This window comes from Sphingomonas canaveralia (genome assembly GCF_047238125.1).
In the GTDB taxonomy this organism is placed as follows: Bacteria; Pseudomonadota; Alphaproteobacteria; order Sphingomonadales; family Sphingomonadaceae; genus JBDFMH01.
Genome location: NZ_JBDFMH010000001.1, coordinates 1,912,098 through 1,933,220, shown reverse-complemented (window position 1 = coordinate 1,933,220; position 21,123 = coordinate 1,912,098). Strand labels below are relative to the sequence as shown.

Annotated in this window: 19 protein-coding genes; 10 read left to right on the top strand and 9 right to left on the bottom strand. The window is 67.4% G+C overall.

Going from position 1 to position 21,123, the window contains the following annotated elements; all coding sequences use genetic code 11:
- Positions 1 to 35: 35 nt before the first annotated feature.
- Complete coding sequence (locus ABC347_RS09575; protein WP_413245503.1) at positions 36 to 1,175, bottom strand: phosphoserine transaminase; 1,140 nt, start codon at positions 1,173 to 1,175, stop codon at positions 36 to 38.
- Positions 1,176 to 1,297: 122 nt separating this feature from the next.
- On the opposite strand from ABC347_RS09575, the gene ABC347_RS09570 reads away from it, so the two are divergent.
- Positions 1,298 to 1,942 (top strand): extensin family protein, encoded by a 645-nt coding sequence (locus ABC347_RS09570; RefSeq protein WP_413245502.1) that lies wholly within the window; start codon positions 1,298 to 1,300, stop codon positions 1,940 to 1,942.
- Positions 1,943 to 2,003: 61 nt separating this feature from the next.
- Positions 2,004 to 2,903 (top strand): LOG family protein, encoded by a 900-nt coding sequence (locus tag ABC347_RS09565; protein WP_413245501.1) that lies wholly within the window; start codon positions 2,004 to 2,006, stop codon positions 2,901 to 2,903.
- A gap of 40 nt (positions 2,904 to 2,943) precedes the next feature.
- On the opposite strand, the gene ABC347_RS09560 is transcribed toward ABC347_RS09565, so the two are convergent.
- Positions 2,944 to 3,657 carry a c-type cytochrome gene (locus ABC347_RS09560; protein ID WP_413245500.1) on the bottom strand — a complete coding sequence of 238 codons (714 nt, stop codon included), beginning with the start codon at positions 3,655 to 3,657 and terminating at the stop codon, positions 2,944 to 2,946.
- A 126-nt stretch (positions 3,658 to 3,783) separates the two neighbouring features.
- Between ABC347_RS09560 and ABC347_RS09555 the strand changes: the two genes are divergently transcribed.
- Entirely contained in the window at positions 3,784 to 4,683 is a 900-nt protein-coding gene (locus tag ABC347_RS09555; RefSeq protein ID WP_413245499.1) for a prephenate dehydratase, read from the top strand.
- On the opposite strand, the gene nudC is transcribed toward ABC347_RS09555, so the two are convergent.
- Both nudC and mutY read right to left on the bottom strand, forming a co-directional pair.
- Positions 4,675 to 5,568 (bottom strand): NAD(+) diphosphatase, encoded by an 894-nt coding sequence (nudC, locus tag ABC347_RS09550; RefSeq protein ID WP_413245498.1) that lies wholly within the window; start codon positions 5,566 to 5,568, stop codon positions 4,675 to 4,677. The genes ABC347_RS09555 and nudC overlap by 9 nt on opposite strands.
- Complete coding sequence (gene mutY, locus ABC347_RS09545) at positions 5,543 to 6,631, bottom strand: A/G-specific adenine glycosylase (RefSeq protein ID WP_413245497.1); 1,089 nt, start codon at positions 6,629 to 6,631, stop codon at positions 5,543 to 5,545. The genes nudC and mutY overlap by 26 nt, the downstream gene beginning before the upstream one ends.
- 27 nt (positions 6,632 to 6,658) lie before the next feature.
- Between mutY and ABC347_RS09540 the strand changes: the two genes are divergently transcribed.
- From ABC347_RS09540 to ABC347_RS09525, 4 genes are read left to right on the top strand one after another with little or no spacing between them, the layout of a single operon-like run.
- A complete protein-coding gene (locus ABC347_RS09540) occupies positions 6,659 to 7,210 on the top strand; it encodes a DUF721 domain-containing protein (RefSeq protein ID WP_413245496.1) in 552 nt (183 codons plus the stop codon).
- Complete coding sequence (locus ABC347_RS09535) at positions 7,207 to 7,908, top strand: DsbA family protein (RefSeq protein ID WP_413245495.1); 702 nt, start codon at positions 7,207 to 7,209, stop codon at positions 7,906 to 7,908. Before ABC347_RS09540 ends, ABC347_RS09535 begins: the two co-directional genes overlap by 4 nt.
- 33 nt (positions 7,909 to 7,941) lie before the next feature.
- Entirely contained in the window at positions 7,942 to 8,676 is a 735-nt protein-coding gene (locus tag ABC347_RS09530; RefSeq protein WP_413245494.1) for a DsbA family protein, read from the top strand.
- Positions 8,677 to 8,704: 28 nt separating this feature from the next.
- The gene (locus tag ABC347_RS09525; protein ID WP_413245493.1) at positions 8,705 to 12,112 is read left to right on the top strand and encodes a chromosome segregation SMC family protein; all 3,408 of its coding nucleotides are present in this window, start codon (positions 8,705 to 8,707) and stop codon (positions 12,110 to 12,112) included.
- A 3-nt stretch (positions 12,113 to 12,115) separates the two neighbouring features.
- On the opposite strand, the gene ABC347_RS09520 is transcribed toward ABC347_RS09525, so the two are convergent.
- Both ABC347_RS09520 and ABC347_RS09515 read right to left on the bottom strand, forming a co-directional pair.
- Positions 12,116 to 13,507 (bottom strand): UdgX family uracil-DNA binding protein, encoded by a 1,392-nt coding sequence (locus tag ABC347_RS09520; protein WP_413245492.1) that lies wholly within the window; start codon positions 13,505 to 13,507, stop codon positions 12,116 to 12,118.
- 43 nt (positions 13,508 to 13,550) lie between these two features.
- Positions 13,551 to 14,798 carry a putative DNA modification/repair radical SAM protein gene (locus ABC347_RS09515; protein WP_413245491.1) on the bottom strand — a complete coding sequence of 416 codons (1,248 nt, stop codon included), beginning with the start codon at positions 14,796 to 14,798 and terminating at the stop codon, positions 13,551 to 13,553.
- Between the two features lie 246 nt (positions 14,799 to 15,044).
- Between ABC347_RS09515 and ABC347_RS09510 the strand changes: the two genes are divergently transcribed.
- Together ABC347_RS09510 and ABC347_RS09505 are read left to right on the top strand one after the other, a co-directional pair.
- Positions 15,045 to 16,619: a SulP family inorganic anion transporter gene (locus tag ABC347_RS09510; RefSeq protein ID WP_413245490.1), complete on the top strand. Its 1,575-nt coding sequence runs from the start codon at positions 15,045 to 15,047 to the stop codon at positions 16,617 to 16,619.
- Positions 16,616 to 17,296, top strand: coding sequence for a carbonic anhydrase (locus tag ABC347_RS09505; protein ID WP_413245489.1), 681 nt, complete (start codon positions 16,616 to 16,618; stop codon positions 17,294 to 17,296). Before ABC347_RS09510 ends, ABC347_RS09505 begins: the two co-directional genes overlap by 4 nt.
- Here the strand turns inward: ABC347_RS09505 and ABC347_RS09500 are convergent.
- Both ABC347_RS09500 and ABC347_RS09495 read right to left on the bottom strand, forming a co-directional pair.
- On the bottom strand, positions 17,290 to 17,685 hold the full coding sequence (locus ABC347_RS09500) for a hypothetical protein (RefSeq protein ID WP_413245488.1): 396 nt from the start codon (positions 17,683 to 17,685) through the stop codon (positions 17,290 to 17,292). The genes ABC347_RS09505 and ABC347_RS09500 overlap by 7 nt on opposite strands.
- Positions 17,682 to 18,737: a hypothetical protein gene (locus tag ABC347_RS09495; protein WP_413245487.1), complete on the bottom strand. Its 1,056-nt coding sequence runs from the start codon at positions 18,735 to 18,737 to the stop codon at positions 17,682 to 17,684. Before ABC347_RS09495 ends, ABC347_RS09500 begins: the two co-directional genes overlap by 4 nt.
- A 72-nt stretch (positions 18,738 to 18,809) precedes the next feature.
- On the opposite strand from ABC347_RS09495, the gene ABC347_RS09490 reads away from it, so the two are divergent.
- Positions 18,810 to 19,856 (top strand): D-alanine--D-alanine ligase family protein, encoded by a 1,047-nt coding sequence (locus tag ABC347_RS09490; protein WP_413245486.1) that lies wholly within the window; start codon positions 18,810 to 18,812, stop codon positions 19,854 to 19,856.
- Here the strand turns inward: ABC347_RS09490 and ABC347_RS09485 are convergent.
- Entirely contained in the window at positions 19,827 to 20,975 is a 1,149-nt protein-coding gene (locus tag ABC347_RS09485; RefSeq protein ID WP_413245485.1) for an alpha-hydroxy acid oxidase, read from the bottom strand. The genes ABC347_RS09490 and ABC347_RS09485 overlap by 30 nt on opposite strands.
- Positions 20,976 to 21,123 lie beyond the last annotated feature (148 nt).

Sequence of the window (21,123 nt, the reverse complement as noted above, 5' to 3'; positions counted from 1 at the left end):
CCTCTCCCAACCCTCTCCCCAAAGGGGAGAGGGCTCTAGGCGGCAGCCGCCTGCGCCCACGCCCAGTCAAGCCACGGGCCGAGCGCTTCGATATCGGCGGTTTCGACCGTGCCGCCGCACCAGATTCGCAGGCCCGCCGGGGCGTCGCGATACGATCCGATATCGTAGGCTGCACCTTCCGCTTCGAGCAGCGCGACCATCTTCTTCTCGACGGCCGCGGCCGCATCGCCTTCGAGCCCCGCGAACTTGAGGCAGACGCTGGTGTTTGACCGGGTGGCGGGATCAGCCGCGAGATGGTCGATCCAGTCGGTGCGTTTCACCCAGGCGTCGAGTGCAGCGGCGTTCGCATCGGCACGCGCGATCAAGGCCGGCAGCCCGCCCAGACCGTCGGCCCATTCCAGGCTGTGGATATAATCCTCGACCGCTAGCATCGAAGGCGTGTTGATCGTCTCGCCCTTGAACACGCCTTCGGCCAACTTGCCCTTGGAAACCAGGCGGAAGACCTTGGGCAGCGGGCGATCGGGCGTGTAGCTTTCGAGCCGCTCGACCGCGCGCGGGCCAAGCACTAAAATGCCGTGCGCGCCTTCGCCGCCCAGCACCTTCTGCCAGGAAAAGGTCACGACGTCGCACTTGTCCCAGGCGATGTCCTGCGCGAAGCAGGCCGAAGTGGCATCGGCAATGGTGATGCCGTCGCGATCGGCCGGAATCCAGTCCCCGTCCGGCACGCGCACGCCGGATGTGGTGCCATTCCAGGTGAACACCACATCGCCCGCAAAATCGACGCTGCCAAGGTCAGGCAACGCGCCATAGGGGGCGGTGGAGACGGTCGCGTCCAGCTTCAGCTGCTTGACGGCATCGGTGACCCAGCCTTCGCCGAAGCTTTCCCACGCGAGCATCGTCACGGGCTTGCAGCCGAGCATCGTCCACATCGCCATCTCGACCGCGCCGGTATCCGATCCGGGCACGATGCCGATGCGGTGCGTATCGGGCACACCCAGCACCTTGCGCGTCAGATCGATCGCATAGGCGAGCCGCGCCTTGCCGATCTTCGAGCGATGCGAGCGACCGAGCGATTCGGTGGCGAGCTTGTCGGGGGACCAGCCGGGCGGCTTCGCGCAGGGGCCGGACGAGAAAAAAGGACGTTCCGGCAACGTGCCGGGGCGGGGTGCAGTCATGTCAGTCTCTCCTTGCAGAGAGCACGCGCCGCGTTGGGACGGCGTGGCCCGCCGGCGGCTTTAGAGGGCGGTCGGGCGAAGTCAACTTGATCGTGGCTGTCGATCCCAGCATCGTAACGGCCATGCGCAAGTTGCTTATCGGCGTATGCCTGATCGCCACCGCCTGCATCCCGGCAGGCAGGGAGCCGCCCCGGCAGAGCCGGCCTATCGCCCAGCGACCGACCGAGGATCCGGCCGCGGTGCGCCAGTGCCTGGCCGATCTGACGCGGGAGGGCGTGCGGTTCGAAGCATTGCCCGATCGCCAGTTCGCCGGCGGCTGTTCTGCGACGGGATCGGTCAAGCTGGTCGCGATCGGCATCCCGGTCACCAATCTCGGCGCAGTCAAATGCCCGACGGCGCGCGCGCTCGGCCGCTGGGTGCGCGATGCCGTGCAGCCCGCTGCGCAAAATGCGTTCGGCACCTATGTCAGCAGGATCGAGAGCTTCGGCAGCTATGCCTGCCGCCCGGTCAACGGGATCGCCGGCAATAAATTGTCCGAACATGGCCTGGCCAACGCAGTCGACATTTCCGCTTTCCAGCTGGCCGACGGCCGGCGCGTGACCGTGAAGGACGGTTGGCGCGGAGAGGATGGCGCGACCCGCGAGTTCCTGCGTCGCCTGCACCGCGAGGGATGTCGCCGCTTCAACGTCGCGATCGGCCCCGATGCCAACGCCTATCATGCCGATCATCTGCATTTCGACATGGGCAGGGGGCCCTATTGTCGCTAATCTGACTCCTTTTTCGCGAATGCCGAATGGCGGCGAACTTGATGGAGGCAGCAGCCAGCAAATGAAGAACGAGGATATCCCGAAGCGCGTTTTTGCCAAGGCGAAGGATGATGCCGAGGTCGCCCGTCAGAGCGTATCGACCCCGCAGACCGCTGATCCGGCCTACAAGCTGGCTTTCCAGGACAATGATTTCCTGCTGCGCGAGGATCTTCGCCCGATCCGCTTCCAGCTCGAACTGCTGAAGCCCGAACTGCTACTGGACGAAGCGAAGATCGGATCGACTTTCGTCTTCTACGGCTCCGCGCGCATCCCCGAACCTGCCAAGGCCGACGCGATCGTTGCGGCGGCCAAGACCGATACCCAGCGCGCGATTGCCGAGCGTCTGGCGGCCAAGGCGAGATATTATGACGAGGCGCGCGCACTGGCACGGCTGGCGAGCGAGGCACCGCGCGATGACGAGGGGCAGCGCCATTTCGTGGTGTGTTCGGGCGGTGGGCCATCGATCATGGAGGCGGCCAATCGCGGCGCGGCGGATGCCGGGGCCGAATCGATCGGGTTGAATATCGTGCTGCCGTTCGAGCAGGCGCCGAACCCTTATGTGACGCCCTCGCTCTCGTTCCAATTCCACTATTTCGCGCTTCGGAAGATGCACTTTCTGCTGCGTGCACGCGCCGTCGCGGTATTCCCGGGCGGGTTCGGCACCTTCGACGAGACGTTCGAGCTGTTGACGCTGATCCAGACGGGTAAGATGGCCGCGCTGCCGATCCTGTTCTACGGCCGGGAATTCTGGACCCGCGTGATCGATTTCGATGCGCTGGTCGAGGAAGGCGTGATCGGGCCCAACGATCTCGAGCTTTTCCACTTCGTCGAGAGTTCGGCCGAGGGCTGGGAGATCGTGCAGGATTTCTACAGGCGCAACGAACATCGCCCGATCCGCCTGGGAAGGCCGATCGGGCGCTGATCGCTCGGCTGACGGCCGCTCCCGATCGGGAGCGGCGCGGTCAGTTCTTTTCTTGTGCAGCGGTGCCGGAGGTCGCCGGGGCGCCTTCGCCGGCGATATTGCCTTCCGGCGATTTTGCGGCCTGCGCTTCGGTCTGCACCGTGCTGTTGCCGCCTTCGGGCGTGCTGCCGGCAGCGGCATCGGCGGCGGGCGTTGCGCCGTCCGCGGCCGGGGCGGCGGCGGCGGGCGCGGCCGGGATCGGCAGCGGCGCAGGGCTCTGCTGGTTCAGATAGAGCATCACGGCGGCGCGATCCTCAGGCTTGGACAGGCCCGCGAACGTCATCTTCGTGCCGGGGGCGAATGCCTTGGGGCTCTTCAACCACTCGCTCATATTCTGCCAGTTCCAGGTGCCGCCCTTGCCGGCCAGCGCCTCGGAGAATGCAAAGCCTTTGCCCTTGCCCACCGGCTCTCCGAACACATGGTACAGGTTGGGCCCGACGCCGTTGGCGCCGCCCGAATTGGCGTTGTGGCAGGCGGCGCACTTCTTGAAAACGGCCTCGCCCTGCGCCGGGGTGGCGCTGGCCAGATAGGTCTCGATCGGCTGTTCGGCGGCCGCGCCGCCTTCGCCGGCCTCTGCCTCGACGCCTTCGACGACATAGCCCATCTTCTCGGGCCGTTCGGCATGGAAATATTCGCCGGTCAGGATCGAAAGGCCGAGAGCGGCAATGCCACCGGCCAGTGCCCACCCGGCAATCATGTTCGCGCGATCGTCCATGCCTGTCGTCTGCTCCAGCGTGAATTTGACCGCGGCCGGCGCGGACGGGCCCCCTTTATGGGCGAAGCGACCCGATCGCAAGCCGGGTTGCCGCCGCCCCTCGCGCACCCTAAGCACCCGCGCGCCATGGAAAGCTACCCCGCCCCCGCCCGTGCGCTGGTCGCCGCGATGACCGAGGCCGCCGCCGCCGAACCTGAACGCGCGGTGGCATTCCAGGGTGCGCCGGGTGCGAATTCGCAGATCGCGGTATCGGAAGCCTTTCCAGACGCGCTGCCGCTGCCCTGCTTCTCGTTCGAGGACGCGATCGATGCGGTGCGCGACGGCCGCGCCGATTGCGCGCTGATCCCGATCGAGAATTCACTGCATGGCCGGGTGGCGGACATCCATTTCCTGCTGCCCGAAAGCGGCCTCGTCATCACAGGCGAGCATTTCATGCCGATCCGCTACTGCCTGATGGGGCTGGACGTGCATGCCCGGATCAGCGAGGCGATGAGCCATCCCCAGGCGCTCGGCCAGTGCCGCAACTGGCTGCGCGCCAAGGGCATCAAGCCGGTGGCCTATCCCGATACCGCAGGTGCGGCCGCGCGGATCTCCGAACTGGGCGTGCCTGGCTATGCCGCGATCGCGCCGCGGATCGCGGCCGATCTCTATGGGCTGCAGGTGCTGGAAACCGGGCTGGAGGATGCCGAGCACAACATGACCCGGTTCGTGGTGCTGGCGCAGGCCGCGCCGGACATCCAACCCGCCAACCGCACGATGATGACGACCTTCATCTTCGAGGTGAAGAATGTGCCCGCCGCGCTGTACAAGGCGCTCGGCGGCTTCGCCACGAACGGCGTCAACATGACCAAGCTCGAAAGCTATCAGCGCGGCGGCAGCTTTGCGGCGACCGAGTTCTTCGCCGATATCGAGGGGCATCCAGACGACGTCACGGTCGGCCGCGCGCTCGAGGAACTGGCCTTCCATACGAAATGGGTGCGCGTGCTGGGCGTCTACCCGCAGGCGCGGGCGCGCGAATTACTCTGACGTTCGTTCCGCCCACCAGCGCAGCAGCGTGTGCGCGATCGCATAAGGCGGCGGAGCCAGGAAGCGAGCGGCCGGGTCGCCCGCCAGCGCGGCCTGCACCTCGGCACGCGTGACCCACATGGCATCGGCCAGTTCGTTGGCGTCGAGCAACAGGGCATCGTCGGCGACATCGGCGGTGCAGGCCATCATCAGCGAGGAGGCGAAAGGCCAGGGCTGGCTGCTGAGATAGCGGACCCGCGTAGCGCGGACGCCGCCTTCCTCGAAAAGCTCGCGCGCGACCGCCTCCTCCATCGATTCGCCGACTTCGACGAAGCCGGCCAACGCCGAATAGAAGCGGGGCGGGAAATGATGGCCGCGGCCGACCAGCGCCCGGCCGCCCTGTTCGGCCAGCATGATGACGACCGGATCGGTGCGGGGATAATGCTCGGCGCCGCAATGGCCGCAATTGCGCGCCCAGCCGGCGCGGGCCGGCGTCGTTTCGTGACCGCAAACCGCGCAGAAACGATGGCGCGCGTGCCAGTCGACCAGGCTGCGCGCGGCGGCATAGGTCGATGCCTCGGCCGGGGCCATCGCTGCCATCAGACCCATGATCGCGGGCGACCGGCGGGCACCGTTCGGCGCCTCGACCAGCGCCGCGAACATCGGCGCACCATCGATCAGGCCCAGCAGCGCCAGTTCGGCATCGGCGGCGGCCTGGTCGATGCCGTCCCACACCAGCCGACCCTTGCCGTCCAGCACCGGATCCAGCGCTTCGAGCCGGATCAGCCGTGCCGCGGGATCGGACCGGAGCCGGGCGATCGCAGCCGGATCGCCGCGCAGGTGATCGGCGCGGTCGAGCGGCGATCCGGTGAAGCCGGGCTCAGCTCCCGGCGAGTAGATCGTCATGCATCCCCTTTCGCTGCGATTCGCCCACAGCGGATAGCGCGACGGCGGCCGCCTTGGCGAACAGCGTCGGCAGCCCGGCGTCCGCGATTTTGTCACGTGGCCACCACAGGCCCTGGGGCGGCAGTCGTTCGCCCGGCTGGGCATCGCCGATCGCCACGGCCAGCGTGAGCCGGAAATGGGTGAAGACATGGACGACCCGGTCCGGTGCAATGCGCCAGGCCGCCGCCGCTGGCGCGCCTTCGATCAGTGGATCGGCCGGCGCCCACGGCCCGGTCGGCAAGCCCCGCATGCCGCCGAGCAGCCCGTTCGCGGGGCGGGTGACGAGCAGGACTTGGCCGTCCCGCTGGAGCCAGAACGCGGTGCCGCATCGCTCGGGCCGCGCCGCCTTGGGCAGCTTGACCGGATAGGCATCGGGCTGCCCCGCGGCAAAGGCGGCGCAGCGGTCGCGGAGCGGGCAGATCGCGCAGGCCGGGTTGCGCGGCGTGCAGATCGTGGCGCCGAGATCCATCATCGCCTGCGCGAAATCGCCGGGCCGATCGGTCGGCACCAACGTGGCTGTCAGCGCGTGGAGGCGGCGCTTGGCGGCGGGCAACGGCTCTGCCACCGCGAACAGCCGGGCGATGACACGCTCGACATTACCATCCACCACCGTCGCCGGGCGGTCGAACGCGATCGCGGCGATCGCCGCCCCGGTATAGGCGCCGATGCCCGGCAATGTGCGCAGGGCCGCCTCGTCAGGCGGAAACAGGCCGCCATGGTCCGCAGTGACGGTGCGGGCGCAGGCCAGCAGGTTGCGGGCGCGGGCGTAATAGCCAAGCCCCGCCCAGGCGGCCATGACATCGGCATCGGGCGCGGCCGCAAGCGCCTGCACCGTCGGCCAGCGGGTCGTGAAGGCATGGAAATAGGGCGCGACCGCCGCGACGGTCGTCTGCTGCAGCATCACTTCCGAAAGCCATACACGGTAGGGATGGGGCGCGGCGCTGCCGGGTGGCGCGCGCCACGGCAGCCGGCGGGCATGCGCGTCATACCAATCGAGAAGCGCGCGAGCGGCATCGACGAACATGGGGCGGCTATGCCATGAGGGCCGGCAATGACGAAGCGCAACTCCGCCCCCGCCGCTGATCGACCGCCCGAGCGCAGCAACCGTGCGCGCGCGGTGGCCGAGATGCTGCCCGCGATCGGCGGCGCGGCCTTCAGGCGGTTCGGTTTCGTCCAGTCTTCCGTCGTGAGCCGATGGCCCGAGATCGTGGGTGAGAAGTTCGCGACGGCATCCACCCCCGAATCGATCCGGTTCCCGCATGGCCGCCGCGAGGAAGGCGTGCTGACGCTGACTGTGGAAGGCGCGCATGCAGTGATGATCCAGCATGTCGCGCCGACGATCGTGGAGCGGGTGAACCGCTTTTTTGGATACCAGGCGGTCGCGCGGGTCGTGCTCCGCCAGGCGGCGGCATCGGCCCCGCCGCGCGCGCGCCGCGCGCCACCGTCGCTGCGTCCGATCCCGGCCGAGCTCGGCGATTCGTTGCGCACGGTCGGTGATCCCGAACTGCGCGCCTGCCTGGAAGGGCTGGCGAGCGCGCTGACCGCGGCAAGCCCCGCGATGGCCAGTATCCCCCTGATCGGAAAGGCGGACCAACGTCGATGAAAGCCCGGCGTCTCATCCTATGGGCGGCAGCGCTGGCGGCAGTGCCGCTCGCAATCGCCCCGCCCGCCGTGGTCGCGCAAGCGCCGCGCGACTGGACGCGCACGGTGACGCGCACCCCAGCCGGCGCGTTCGTAATGGGCAATCCGCAGGCGCGGGTGAAGCTTGTCGAATATTTGTCGCTCACGTGCTCGCACTGCGCGCATTTCGCGGAAACCGGGCTGCCCGCGCTGAAGCGCGACTATATCGCCAAGGGGATGGTGAGCCTGGAGGTGCGCCATGCGGTCCGTGACGGATACGACCTGTCTGCATCGCTGCTGGCGCGGTGCGACGGGGGCCCGCGCTACTTCCCGACCGCAGACGCGATCTTCGCCCGGCAGGGCGACTGGCTGAAGCGCGCATCTGAAGCCGCCCCGCCGTCGGGCCGCCCCACACCTGAGACGATCGGCAACTTCACGACCGCATTCGCCAGCGCGGCCGGGCTCGATGCGCTGATGCGTGCGCGCGGCATGCCGGCGGCCCGCGTGCAGGCCTGCCTGACCAACAAGGCCGAGATCGACCGGCTTTCGGCAATGACCGACGATGCCTGGAAGGTTCGCAAGCTGCAGGGCACGCCAGCCTTCCTGATCAACGGCAAGACTGCCGAGGGCGCGTTCGACTGGACCGCGCTGGAGCCGCAGCTGAAGGCTGCGCTGCGCTGACCCCATTTCGTTGACAGAGGTATCATCATGAAGATGCGTTCATTGCTTGCCCTGACCGCCGCGACGCTGGCGCTGACCGCCTGCGGATCGAAGGACGAAGCCGGCAATGTCTCCGCTCCCGTCACCGCGACGCCGATCGCCGCGCCGGCCGGTGGCGACTGGACCGAGACCGTGGTCGCGACGCCCGACGGCGGCTTCCTCATGGGCAATCCGAACGCACCGGTGAAGCTGGTGGAATATGGCGCGTTCAGCTGTTCGCACTGCGCCGAATTCTCCGAAGTCGGCGTGCCCAAGCTCAAGTCCGACTATGTCTCCAAGGGGTTGGTCAGCTGGGAATTCCGCCCCTTCCTGCTGAGCGCGATCGACGTGCCGATCGCGCTGCTGGCGCAGTGCCAGGGGCCGGCGCCTTATTTCAAGCTGGCCGACCAGATCTTTGCCGATCAACCGAACTGGATGGCGAAGCTGCAGCAGGCGACGCAGGCCGAACAGCAGGCGCTGCAGGCGATGAGCCCTGCGCAGGCGGGCGCCGAGATCGCTCGGCTGGCCGGGCTGGACCAGTTCATGCGCGTGCGCGGGCTGCCCGCCGCCAAGGCGCAGGCCTGCCTGGCCGATACCGCCGCCGCCGAAAAGCTGAACCAGATGCGCAACGTCGCCACCGAGCAACACGGTCTGACCGGCACGCCGACCTTCCTGATCAACGGCAACACCGTGCCCGACACGGCAGACTGGAAGACGCTGGAGCCGAAACTGCGCGCCGCGATCGGCTGATCGCACGCGCCGGGGCGGGCCGCCGCACATGCGCATCCGCCGGCTGAGATTGTCGGGATTCAAGAGCTTCGTCGAACCGGCGGAACTTGCGATCGAGCCTGGGCTGACGGGGATCGTCGGCCCCAACGGCTGTGGCAAATCGAACCTGCTGGAAGCGATCCGCTGGGTGATGGGCGAATCGAGCCCCAAGTCGCTGCGCGGCGGCGGCATGGAGGACGTGATCTTCGCGGGCACCGCCACCCGGCCGGCGCGCGACGTCGCCGAAGTGCTGATCCGTACCGATGCGGCGCTGGGCGAGGAGATCGAGGTCGTCCGCCGGATCGAGCGCGGCGCGGGATCGGCCTATCGAATCAATGGCCGCGACGTGCGCCAGAAGGATGTCGCGCTGCTGTTCGCCGATGCCGCGACCGGCGCGCACAGCCCTGCGCTGGTCAGCCAGGGGCGGATCGGTGCGATCATCGCCGCCCGGCCCGCCCAGCGCCGCGAGATGCTGGAGGAAGCGGCCGGCATCGCCGGGCTGCATGTTCGCCGCAAGGATGCCGAGCAGAAGCTGCGTGCGACCGAGACCAACCTCGTCCGGCTCGACGAGACGATCGCTGAGATGTCCGCGCGGGCCGGGCAACTGCGGCGACAGGCGCGCGCGGCGGAACGCTATCGCGCGCTGAGCGACGCGATCCGACTGGCCGAGGCGCGGCTGATCTGGGCGCGCTGGCGCGATGCTGCCGCCGCCGCCGATGCCGCGCGGGCGGAGGCGGCTGTGGCCGAGGCGGCGGTAGCGGCGGCGGCCGAGGCGCAGCGGGCGGCGGCGGCGCATCAGGGCGCGGCGACGCGCGCGCGGGCCGATGCGCGCTCGGTGGCGCAGGCGCGGCGCGAGCAGGCCGCATCGTTGGCGCAGCGGCTGGGCACATTGCAGGCGGATCATGTCCAGGCCGTGCGCCGGATCGGCGAGCTCGACCGGACACGCGAGACGATCGCGGTCGATCGCGGGCGAGAGGATGTGCTCGCAATTGATGCCGCCGCAGCCATCGCGCGACTGAGTGACGAGGACAAGGCGCTTGCGAAGGGGCTCTCCGCACTGGAAATCGAGCGGGACGGGCAGGGCAAGGCGCTGGCCGCAGCCGAACTCGCCAGTCGCGATGCCGAACTGGCACTGAGCCAGGCGATGGCGCAGGTTGCGGCAGAACAGGCCGAGCGCCGCGTGGCGGAGGCAGCACTTGCCGGCGCACGCCAGCGTCTGGCCCGGGCCGAGGCCGATATGGCGCGGATCGCGGCCGAAGCCGCCTCATTGGGCGACGTCGCGCCGATCGCAGATCGTCGCGATGCCGCGATCGCCGCGCGCGATGCGGCGCTGGCGGCGCTGGATCGGGCGAACGATGTGCGGCGCGAGGCGGAACGCGTGAGCGAGCTTGCAGCCGCCGATCGCGCGGCGGCGGGCGAGGCACTGGCGCGCGCACGCGCCACGCTGGCCGCGCTGGACGGTGAGGCGCGGGCGCTGGTCCGCGCGCTCGATCAGGGCGGGGGCGATCGCGTGCTGGCGCGGGTGCGGCCCGATCCCGGCTATGAGCGCGCGCTGGCAGCCGCGCTGAGCGATGATCTGGATGCGCCGATCGGCGGCGAGGGTGCGCGCGGCTGGACCGGCGCGCAGTCAGGCCCGGCCGATCCGGCACTGCCCGCAGGAGTCTCGCGCCTGGCCGATCATGTCCGTGCGCCTGCCGAACTGGCACGGCGGCTTGCGCAGATCGGGGTGGTCGATGCCGACGATGGCCGGATCCCGCTCGCTGTCGGCCAGCGGCTGGTGACGCGCGCCGGATCGATGCGGCGTTGGGATGGGTTCGTCGCGCGCGACCCCGGGGCGGCGGCGGCCGAGCGGCTGATCCGCGCCAATCGCCTGGCGGAACTGCAGGCGGCCTTGCCCGCGGCGCAGGCCGGGGTGGACAGTGAATCGGCACGCCATGACGCAGCGGCGGCAGCGGCGGCAGCATCGCGCGCCGCGATCGAGGCAAGCCGCCGGGATGCCGCGAATGCGGAGGCCGCGTTGCGCCAGGCGCGGCGCGACGAGGATCAGGCGGCAGTCGCGATCGAGGCGCTGGCCGCCCGCCAGACGGCGATCGCAGAGCGTCGCATGCGCGCCGGCAGCGAGCGCGAAGAGGCCGAGCTTGCCGTGCAGGCCGCGGTCGATGCGTTGGCCGGCCTGCAGGATGGCGTGGCCGCCGCGCAACAGGCCGAACGGCTGCGCGCCGACAGCGCGGCGGCGCGTGCGATCCTGGCCGAATTGCGTGCGTCCGCCGCTGCCATCGCCCAGCGGACCGCCACGGACCGCCAGCGCAGCGAGGCAGCGCGCGGGGAGGCGAGAAGCTGGCGCACGCGTGCCGGCGATGCCGCTCGCCGGATTGAGGAGATGGCGCGGCGGGCGGCTGCGATCGATGCGGAAGCCGCGCTTCTGGCCGGACGCCCCGACCGGCTGGCGGAGGAAATTGCGGGGATCGAGAACGACGCCCGCGATGCCGCCGCCGCCGCCGATGCCGCGCGTGCAGCCGAAGCCGCGGCCGAAGCGGCGCTGCGGACTGCGGAGGCGACGGCAGCCGATGCCGGCGAGGCGCTGGCAATCGCACGCGAGGCGCGGGCGGGGGCCGCGGCGCGCGCCGAATCGCAGGAACTGCGCCGGGTCGAGATGGGTCGCATCTCGGGCGAACGCTTCGAATGCCCGGCCCCGGTGCTGCCAACGAAGATCGGATTCGAGAGCGCCGGCGTCGGCCCGGTCACCGAGGAATCACGCGCGCTGGAACGCGCTACCGCGGACCGCGAACGGCTCGGCCCGGTCAACCTGGTCGCCGAAACCGAGCTGATCGAGCTGGAAGCACAGGGGGCAGCAAGTTCGGCCGAGCGCGCCGAACTGGGCGAGGCGGTGAACCGCCTGCGCGGCTCGATCGGCAGCCTGAACCGCGAAGGGCGGTCGCGGCTATTGGCCGCCTTCGAAGCGGTCGATGGTCATTTCCGGAGACTGTTCGCCACCCTGTTCGCCGGCGGCGAGGCGCATCTGGCGCTGGTCGATTCGGACGATCCGCTCGAGGCTGGGCTGGAGATCATGGCACAGCCGCCGGGCAAAAGGCTGTCCGCGCTGACCTTGCTGTCGGGCGGCGAACAGGCGCTGACCGCGGTCGCCCTGATCTTCGCGCTGTTTCTGACCAATCCGGCGCCGCTGTGCGTGCTGGACGAGGTCGATGCGCCGCTCGATGACGCCAATATCGAACGCTTCTGCGACCTGCTCGACCGGATGACGCGCGAGACCGACACGCGCTACCTGATCGTCACCCACAACGCGGTGACGATGAGCCGTATGCACCGACTGTTCGGCGTGACGATGATCGAGCGGGGCGTCAGCCGGCTCGTCTCGGTCGATCTCGGTGGGGCGGAAGGGCTGCTCGCGGCTGAATGAGGATCAGGCGAGGGCGGCGACCCGCTCGCCGATCCGCTTCAGATCGGCCACGAACCGCGAATATTCGTCGGCGGCGCGGGTGGAATCGTCGATCCGCAGCAGGAAGCTGGGGTGCACCGTCACCCAGGCTTCGCCACCGCCGGTGAGTTCATGCGCGCGGCCGCGCATCGCGGTGATCGTCACGACCTTGCCGAACAACGATCGCGCGGCGGTTGCCCCCAACGCGACCGTGACGGGGGGGCGGATCAGCTCGCGTTCCTGATCAAGCCACCAGCGGCAGGCTTCGATCTCGGATCCGTCCGGCTTGCTGTGGATGCGGCGCATGCCGCGCGGCTCATATTTGAAATGCTTGACTGCGTTGGTGACATAGGCGCGGGCGCGATCCACGCCGGCTTCGGCCAGCGCCTTGTCGAACATCTGGCCGGCGGGGCCGACGAAGGGGTGGCCGGCCAGATCCTCCTGATCGCCCGGCTGCTCGCCCACGAACATCAGCTTCGCATCGATCGGCCCCTCGCCGAACACGGTCTGCGTTGCCGGCTTCCACAGCGGGCAGCGCTGGCAGGCGGCCGCCTCCTCGCGCAGCGCTTCCCAGGACACGGCCGCGTTGCCGCCGATCTCGTCGCGAGACTTCGCCACCATCCCGGCCTCCCGTGCCTGTGCGCCTGCGATCAGCGCCGGCACCAGCGCTGTTTCGGGCATGTTCTTCCAATATTTGCGCGGCATCTCCTTCAGCATCGCGCCGATCTTGACGCGGGCGGGGTTGAAGATCGACGCGTAATAGGTCTTCCAAGCATCCTCGACCGGATCGCCATCGGGCGCGTCGCCGCGCTGTGCGCCGGGCCCTTCGCTCAGCGTCTCACCATCCCAATGCACCGAAAGGTCGGGCGTCAGGATCGACCAGCGCATCGTGGCGAACCGGCGGATGAAGAAGCCGGCATTGGTGCGCACGATATGATGTTCGGGCTCGAACCACGCGACGTAGCGGGGACCGTCCGGATCGGCCACTTCGCGGAACCGCAGGAAGGCGCGCATCTTGTGGATGTCACGCCGGACCGCCTTCGCCATCTCCTCCAGCCGCCGGATAAGCGGATCGGCACGATCCTCGAGCAGCTTGGGGTGCGCGCGCAACCGCAGCAGCGCGGTATAGAGCAGCGCGAATCGCTCGGGATCGCTGTGGCAGATCACCGCCCGCGCCAGATCGATGAATGGGCGCGGCACCGAGAAAGCGGCGCGCATGCCGACCTCCGGCTGGCTCTCGTCTCCGAAGAGGTCGGCCGGCAGATCGCCGACCTGCCACACGACCTCGTCAGCCGGTACGCCCGCCATCGCGAGCTGCCGGGCCTGATCGCGCCAGCCGTCGAAATCATCATCGGCTTCCAACGCCGCCACTCTCATGCGCGACCGTCCTTCATCGCAAACCCGACGGGGTGCAGGCGCATCAGGCCGCGAAGAGTTCCATCTGCCGGGCAGGGGCAACGATCCGCGCCTTCAGATTGGCGCTGTCAGTCAATTGGCCCGGCGTCCAGTCGAGCGCGCTGATGAAAGGCCGAAGCTTGGCGATCGATACGGTGAGCCGCCCCACATCCTCCAGCCGGAGCGCGCGCCAGCGACGGCTGGTGAGAATCGCGCCGACCGCTTTCACGCCCAGGCCAGGTACGCGCAGCAGCTGTTCGCGCGACGCGCGATTGACATCCACCGGAAAGGACTCGCGATGTTTGAGCGCCCAGGCAAGCTTGGGGTCGATATCGAGCGGCAGCATGCCCGACGGATCGGCGGCCGCGACGACTTCCTTTGGCGCGAACCCATAAAAGCGCATCAGCCAGTCGGACTGGTAGAGGCGGTGTTCGCGCATCAGCGGAGGCCGCTTGAGCGGGAGGATCGCGCTGGCATCCGGGATCGGGCTGAATGCGGAATAGTAGACGCGACGCAGATTGAACCGATCGTAAAGCGTGGAAGCCTTGAGCACGATATCGCCATCGGTCGCCGCGTCGGCGCCGACGATCATCTGCGTCGATTGTCCAGCCGGAGCGAAGCGTGGCGCGGATTTGTATTTCTTGCGAGCATCGCGCCCGTCGACGATCGCCGCCTTGGTTTCCTGCATTGCCGTGGCGATCCGGACGGCGCTCTTTTCGGGGGCGAGACGCTTCAGACCCGGCTCGGTTGGCAGTTCGACGTTGATCGACACCCGATCCGCGAAGAGGCCCGCGCGGTGGACCAGTTCGGGATCCGCATCGGGAATCGTCTTGAGGTGGATATATCCACGAAAACCGTGATCTTCCCGCAGCGACCGAGCGACTTCGACAATCTGTTCCATCGTATAGTTGGACGAACGGATGATGCCCGACGAGAGGAACAGTCCCTCAATATAATTGCGCCGATAGAAGGCGAGGGTCAGCTGAACCACCTCCTCGACCGTGAAGCGCGCGCGGCGGACGTTCGAGCTTTTGCGGTTGATGCAATAATGGCAGTCGAAGATGCAGCTGTTGGTGAGCAGGATCTTCAACAGCGAAATACAGCGGCCATCTGGCGCATAGGCGTGGCAGATGCCCATGCCCTCGGTCGATCCAATCCCGCTCGCCTTGCCGGCCGATGATCGTTTGGCCGTCCCAGACGATGCGCAGGAAGCGTCATATTTCGCCGCATCCGCCAGGATCGCGAGTTTGGCACGTGTATCGAGCTGACCCATGGGTTCATCTTATGTTCTCTCAAAACGGAAGTCCATCTTTCTCGGTCTCGCAAAGGAAGCGATCTGAAAGGGTTGCGGGAACACAGGATCAAGGAATGAGCGCGAGGCACCTCGTGGGCAGGTTGATCGCTGGTTACCTGTCCGTGACATTTGATTGCTGCGGCTGCGAAAGTGGAACAGGATCCCCATCATTGGCTATGCGCAGCCTAATCCGGCCCTGACACGGGTCAATTTTCGAGGTTTCCCTTGGCCCTATCCTTCACCAAATCGCTGCGGGCGGACCTGCCGGCCTCGATCGTCGTGTTCCTGGTCGCGCTTCCGTTGTGTCTGGGCGTGGCGCTGGCATCGGGTGCGCCGCTTTTCTCCGGCCTGATCGCAGGTATCGTCGGCGGTATCGTCGTCGGCTCGCTTTCGAAGTCGAAGCTGTCGGTAAGCGGCCCGGCGGCGGGCCTGACTGTGATCGTACTCGCCGCGATTGAAGCGGCACCAAGCTATGGCGCGTTCCTGCTGGCGGTCGTGCTGGCCGGCGTGCTGCAGGTGGGATTCGCCGCCAGCCGCTCGGGCGTGCTGGCGGAATTTGTGCCGTCCTCGGTGATCACAGGCATGCTGGCTGCGATCGGCCTGATCCTGATCCTGAAGCAGGTGCCGCACGCCGTCGGCTATGACGGCACCTACGAAGGCAGCTTCGAATTCTTTCAGTCGGATGGGCGCAACACCTTCTCGGCGATCTGGGATGCCCTGACGCAGAGCCTGACACCCGGGGCAGTGCTGATCGCGGGCGTTTCGCTGATCTTCCTGTTCTGGTGGGACAAGGCCCGGCCGAAGGACGGCTTCCTGCGGTTCGTGCCCGGCCCGCTGGTCGTCGTGCTGATCGGCGTCGGCGGCAATGCACTGCTGGGGGTGATCATGCCGGCCTGGCAGCTCGGGGCGGATCATCTGGTGAGCGTGCCGGTCGCCAACAGTTTCGAACAGTTCGCCTCCTTCTTCGCGACACCCGATTTCTCGCAGATCGGTACTCCCGTCGTCTGGACGACGGCCCTGACGCTGGCGATCGTCGCCAGCCTCGAATCGCTGCTCAGCGTGAAGGCGGTGGACGAACTCGATCCGCAGCGTCGCACGACCCCGAAGAATTGGGAGCTGATGGCGCAGGGCGGCGGCAACATCGTGTCGGGCATGATCGGCGGCCTGCCGGTCACCTCCGTGATCGTTCGCTCGTCCGCCAATGTCGATTCGGGTGCGCAGAGCCAGGCGTCTACCATCATGCATGGCTTCTGGTTGCTGCTGAGCGTGGCGCTGATCCCGTTCGCACTGAACCTGATCCCGCTGGCGGCGCTGGCCGCGGTGCTGATCGCGACTGGCTATAAGCTGACCAAGCCACGCCTGTTCACCGACCGCTACAAGCAGGGATGGAGCCAATTCGTGCCGTTCGTCGTCACGATCACCGCGATCCTGTTCACCGATCTGCTGATCGGCATCGGCATCGGCCTGGCGGTGGGCTTCGTGTTTGTGATCGCGCGCAATTTCCGCCCCGCGATCACCTTTGCCTGCGACGATCTCGACTGTATCGTCCGCGCGCGCCGCAACCTGTACTTCATTCATAAATATGAACTGCAGCGCGAGCTGAACCGCGTGCCGGACAATGCCCAGCTGCTGATCGACCTGTCATCGACCAATTATGTCGATCTCGACAATGTCGATGTCATCAACGCGTTCATAAAGGGCGCCAAATTCCGCGGGATCAACGTGATCGTGCGCGGCGACATCGCCGAGCGCAGTTCGCAACTGATCAACGCGCCGCTGATCGGAGTGCGCTTCGCATGAGGGAATATAAGCAGCTGCTGCTGGCCAATCGCGCTTGGGCGATCGAGATGACCGACGAGCATCCCGATTTCTTCAAGCGGCAGACCCATGGCCAGAAGCCGGAATTCCTGTGGATCGGCTGTTCCGACAGCCGCGTCAGCCCGGAACAGATGACTATGACGCCGCCGGGCGGCATGTTCCTGCACCGGAACATCGCCAATCTGGTCAGTCATGAAGACGAAAACCTGATGTCGGTGCTGCAATTTGCGGTGACCGTGCTTCAGGTGCGCCACATCATCGTCTGCGGCCACTATGGCTGCGGCGGCATCAAGGCGACGCTGGATGGCGGCACGACCGGCGCGGTGCATAACTGGCTCGAAACCGCGCGTCAGGTGGCCCGCGATCACGCCGACGAGATCGAGGCGCAGCCCGGCGAGGAAGCTCGGGTCAACCGGCTGGTCGAGGTCAATGTCCGCGATCAGCTCGTTAGCCTCGCGCGGACGGACACCGTGCAGGCCGCGTTCGGCGCGGGCCAGGATCTCTGGCTGCACGGCTGGGTCTACGACATTCGCGACGGCCACATCAAACCGATGATGGAGATCGACCGCGATACGCCGCTGGATCAGGTGCCGCGTCCGGATCGCGTGCTGCTGACGACCGAGGAGATCGAGGCCAATCCGGCAATCGCCGATTACTGATCGGTCAGGCGCGCCACACGATCAGCGATGCGGTTCAGGTCGGCTGCCAGGCGATCGGCGCAGGCGGCGTCGCCGAGGATAGCAAGATCGCAGATCTGCGGCATCGACAGCGCGATGCGGAACGTGCCGCCCCACCCGTCGCCGGCCGGGACGCACCTGACCGGCTGACCGACCCGCAGCCCTTCGCCCGCGAGTCGCTTGTGGAGCGTCTGCGCGGCATCGAAGTCCGGCTGGCGCGGAAGCGTCGACAAGTCGATGGTAGCGAGGGTCTGCGTCTCGATCGGGCAGGCGGCGTGACGGGTCGTCGCGGTTGCGCCCGAGTCCACGAGCCGCGCGCCCAGCCGATCGACGAAAGCGGAGCGAACCACTTCATGGAACGCGCGCGTCACGGGTCGGACGGCCTGCATCGGTAGTTGGCGAAACCGTTCCAGTTCGTGGATCGCGGCCGACAGCCTGAGCCTGAGGCCGGGATTGGGCCGGTCCGGCAACAGGTCGCGTCCCGGCCAAACCACAGGCCATTCGGCCCGTGCAAATATGTGTGCGAAGCCGGCGGGAGCGTGGGCATCGGCGTTCCCGCCGGCACGAGGGCGAAGCCGCTGAACGGTGGTCCGCCCATGAATTTCGATCCGGTCAGCAAGACGATCGCGCCGCGCGCAAGATAGAAGGCGATTGCGCCCGGGGTGATCCGCGCCTGGCAGGCATCGACCACGATTGTGATGGTGTCGCCATGGCGCGCGATCAATCCGTCCAGATCCTCCGGTTCGGGCAGAACGAGCCCGGTCTTCGAGCCATGCACGACATGGACGACCGTATGGAGGCCGCGTGCTGCGGCGGTGGTCGCGGCCGCATCGATGTGGTCCGCGATCTCCCCGGAGCGGCGGGCCCGGCCCTGCTGATCGCGCACCGCAATGTCCGTGAGCTCGACCAAACCGATGCCGGCAACCGGCGTACCCGGCACGGTCGAGATGCCGAGCGCGGTCTGCTCGGCAAAGAACCGGCCATGCGCGCTGTTCACGCATCCCGATCCCACCTCGTCGGCGCCGAGCAGGATGTTCAGGATCCCACCCGGTGCTCGATCGCGGGCAACGGCGAGGCCGACATATTCGAGATCGGTGCCCGACGGCGCGATCACGATACTGGTATCGCTGCGAAGGTCATAGGCAGCCCGGATCCGATCGCGGATCACATCGAGCGCAGCGCCGTACGACATCGCAACGTCGATGTTCGACAAGACATGATCGAAAGCGTCGATCGAGAGGTCGTTTGCAGTGGACGAGGCATAGGCCAGTGCCGGGCTGGGCCGCGGCGCGCAAAGATAGCGGTTCAGCCCGCTTTCGGGATCGAGGGTGATCCGCGCGTCGCCGCCGGTCGCCATAGTTCGAACCACACGCTCGCAGCGCGGGTCCAGCGGATCGCCGGACAGGATATTGCGATGCTGCACCCAAAGCCCTTCGTCTACCGTCGACCCGGCCTGTCTTGGATGTGCAACGCTGCCCATTTATGACATCGCGACATGCCGCACACTGCTCACCAGCCGCGCATCATTCCGCAGGAGGCGAAGGATCGCCTGCGGATCATGTTCATCGCCAAGCACGCCAAGTGGGGCGGGGGGCTGCACCCAGAGGACGGCAATCACGCGCTGTATCACCACGAGGTTCGAACGATCCTGGAGGGGCTGAGGCTGAACCTGGTGCTGGAGGATCGCTACGAGGCGCTGTTCGACGATCCGCAGGTCGATTTCGTGTTCCCGCTGCTCAATCGCGGCGGCTTCCTGAATTCTGAAATGATGCTGCCGCTGCTCTGCACGCGGCTCGGCATACCGTTCCTTGGCGCATCGCCGATCTTGCGCGGCATTTCTGACGACAAGCATGCGACCAAGCTGGAGGCAGTGGCGCGCGGCGTGTCGACCGCGCCCTGGGCAATCTATCGCCGCGGTGCGCCGGTGACGCCTGATCGCTGCCCGAAGGCGGCGCGCTATGTGATCAAGCCGAATGCCTCGTCCGCATCCTGGGGCGTCGGCGATGCGGGCGACTGGGCCGGCGTGCGCCATGCCGTCGCCGCGATCCACGACATGGGCCACGATGCGTTGGTGGAACCGTTCGTCAACGGATCGGACGTCGAGGTGCCCGTGATCACCATCGGCGGCGAGCCAGTCGTGATGCCAATGATGCTGTTCGAGCAGGCCGATCCCGCGCACCTGCGCACCTATTACGAGAAGCGCGACCTGGTCGATCGCGCGCAGAAGTATCGGCTGGTCGCGTTCGACGACGCCGAATGGCAGCCGAAGATCGATGCGCTCACCCGCAGGATGGTCGGTGCGTTCCGGCCGTTCGATTATGGCCGCTACGAATTCCGGCTCGATCTGGACCGCGGCGAAGTGGTGATGCTGGAGGTGAACCTCAACTGCAATCTGTGGTCGCGGAAAGTCTATGGCCGGTCCGCGCAGCTGGCGGGATGGACGCAAGCACAGCTGATCGAGACGATCCTGGCAGAAAGCCTAGATCGTCACTGTCTGCTCGACCGTCAGACCTCAGCGCCAGCGCAGATTCTCGCGGCTTAGGTCGCCCACGCGACGCACGCCCATCAGCTTCATATCGCGCTCGATCTCGGCCTGGAGCCGGGTCAGGATGCGCTCGACTCCGGCTTGGCCGGCCGCGGCCAACGCATAAAGATACAGCCGGCCGCCCGAGCAGGCCTTGGCACCCACCGATAGCGCCTTCAGCACATGGCTGCCGCGGGTGATGCCGCCGTCGCAGATGACGTCGATCCGATCGCCGACGGCATCGACGATCTCGGCAAGCTGATCGAAGGGTGCGCGGCTGCCGTCGAGCTGGCGGCCGCCATGGTTGGAGACCATGATCGCGGTCGCGCCGATATCGACTGCGCGGCGTGCATCGGCCACCGACATCACGCCTTTCAGGCAGAATTGTCCGCCCCAATCGACACGGATCTTCTCAGCCATCGCCCAGTCCAGCCGCTGATCCAGCATGGTGTTGAAATAGTCGGCGACCGACAGCGCGACGTCGGTCCCTTCGGAGACATGATCCTTCAGGTTGGACAGCTCGAACTTCTCGCGCAGCAGATAATCCAGCGTCCAGCGCGGGTGCGTTGCGAAGCTGATGGCGGACGAGGGGGTGAGCCGGGGCGGCGAGGTGAAGCCGGTGCGCAGGCAGCGCTCGCGGTTGCCGCCGACGATCGTATCGACGGTCAGCGCGATCGCATCGAAGCTGGCGGCCTTGCAGCGATCCACCATCGCGCGATTGAGCCCCTGGTCCTTGTGGACGTAGAGCTGGAACAGCTTGGGGCTGGCGATGCTCTCGCCGATCTCCTCGATGCTGACGGTGGCGAGGCTGGAAATACCGAAGAAGGTGCCGAACTTCTCCGCCGCGCGCGCCACTCCGCGCTCGCCCTGCCAATGGAACAGCCGCTGCAATGCCGTCGGCGAGAGGAACAGCGGCATCGCGATCTCGCGGCCCATCACCGTCACGCGCGTGTCGACGCTGTCGACCCCGGCCAGCACGTTCGGGACCAGATCGCAGTCGTCATAAGCAGCGGTGTTGCGGCGCCGGGTCAGTTCGTCGTCGGCGGCGCCATCGATATAGTGGAAGATCGGACCGGGCAGGCGGGCCTTTGCCAGTCGCCTGAAATCTTCGACATTCTGGCAGTCCCCAAGCCGCATCGCCCGCTCCCCCGTCCGCTGTGGCGACCTAGTCGGCTACCCGCCGGCGAGGCAACTATCCAAAGGATCGCGCTGCACCGCGGCCAAAAAAGGCGGTAGCGGGCTTCCGCTCGGCGCGGACAGCCGCTATCGGCTCGGTCGAAAGATC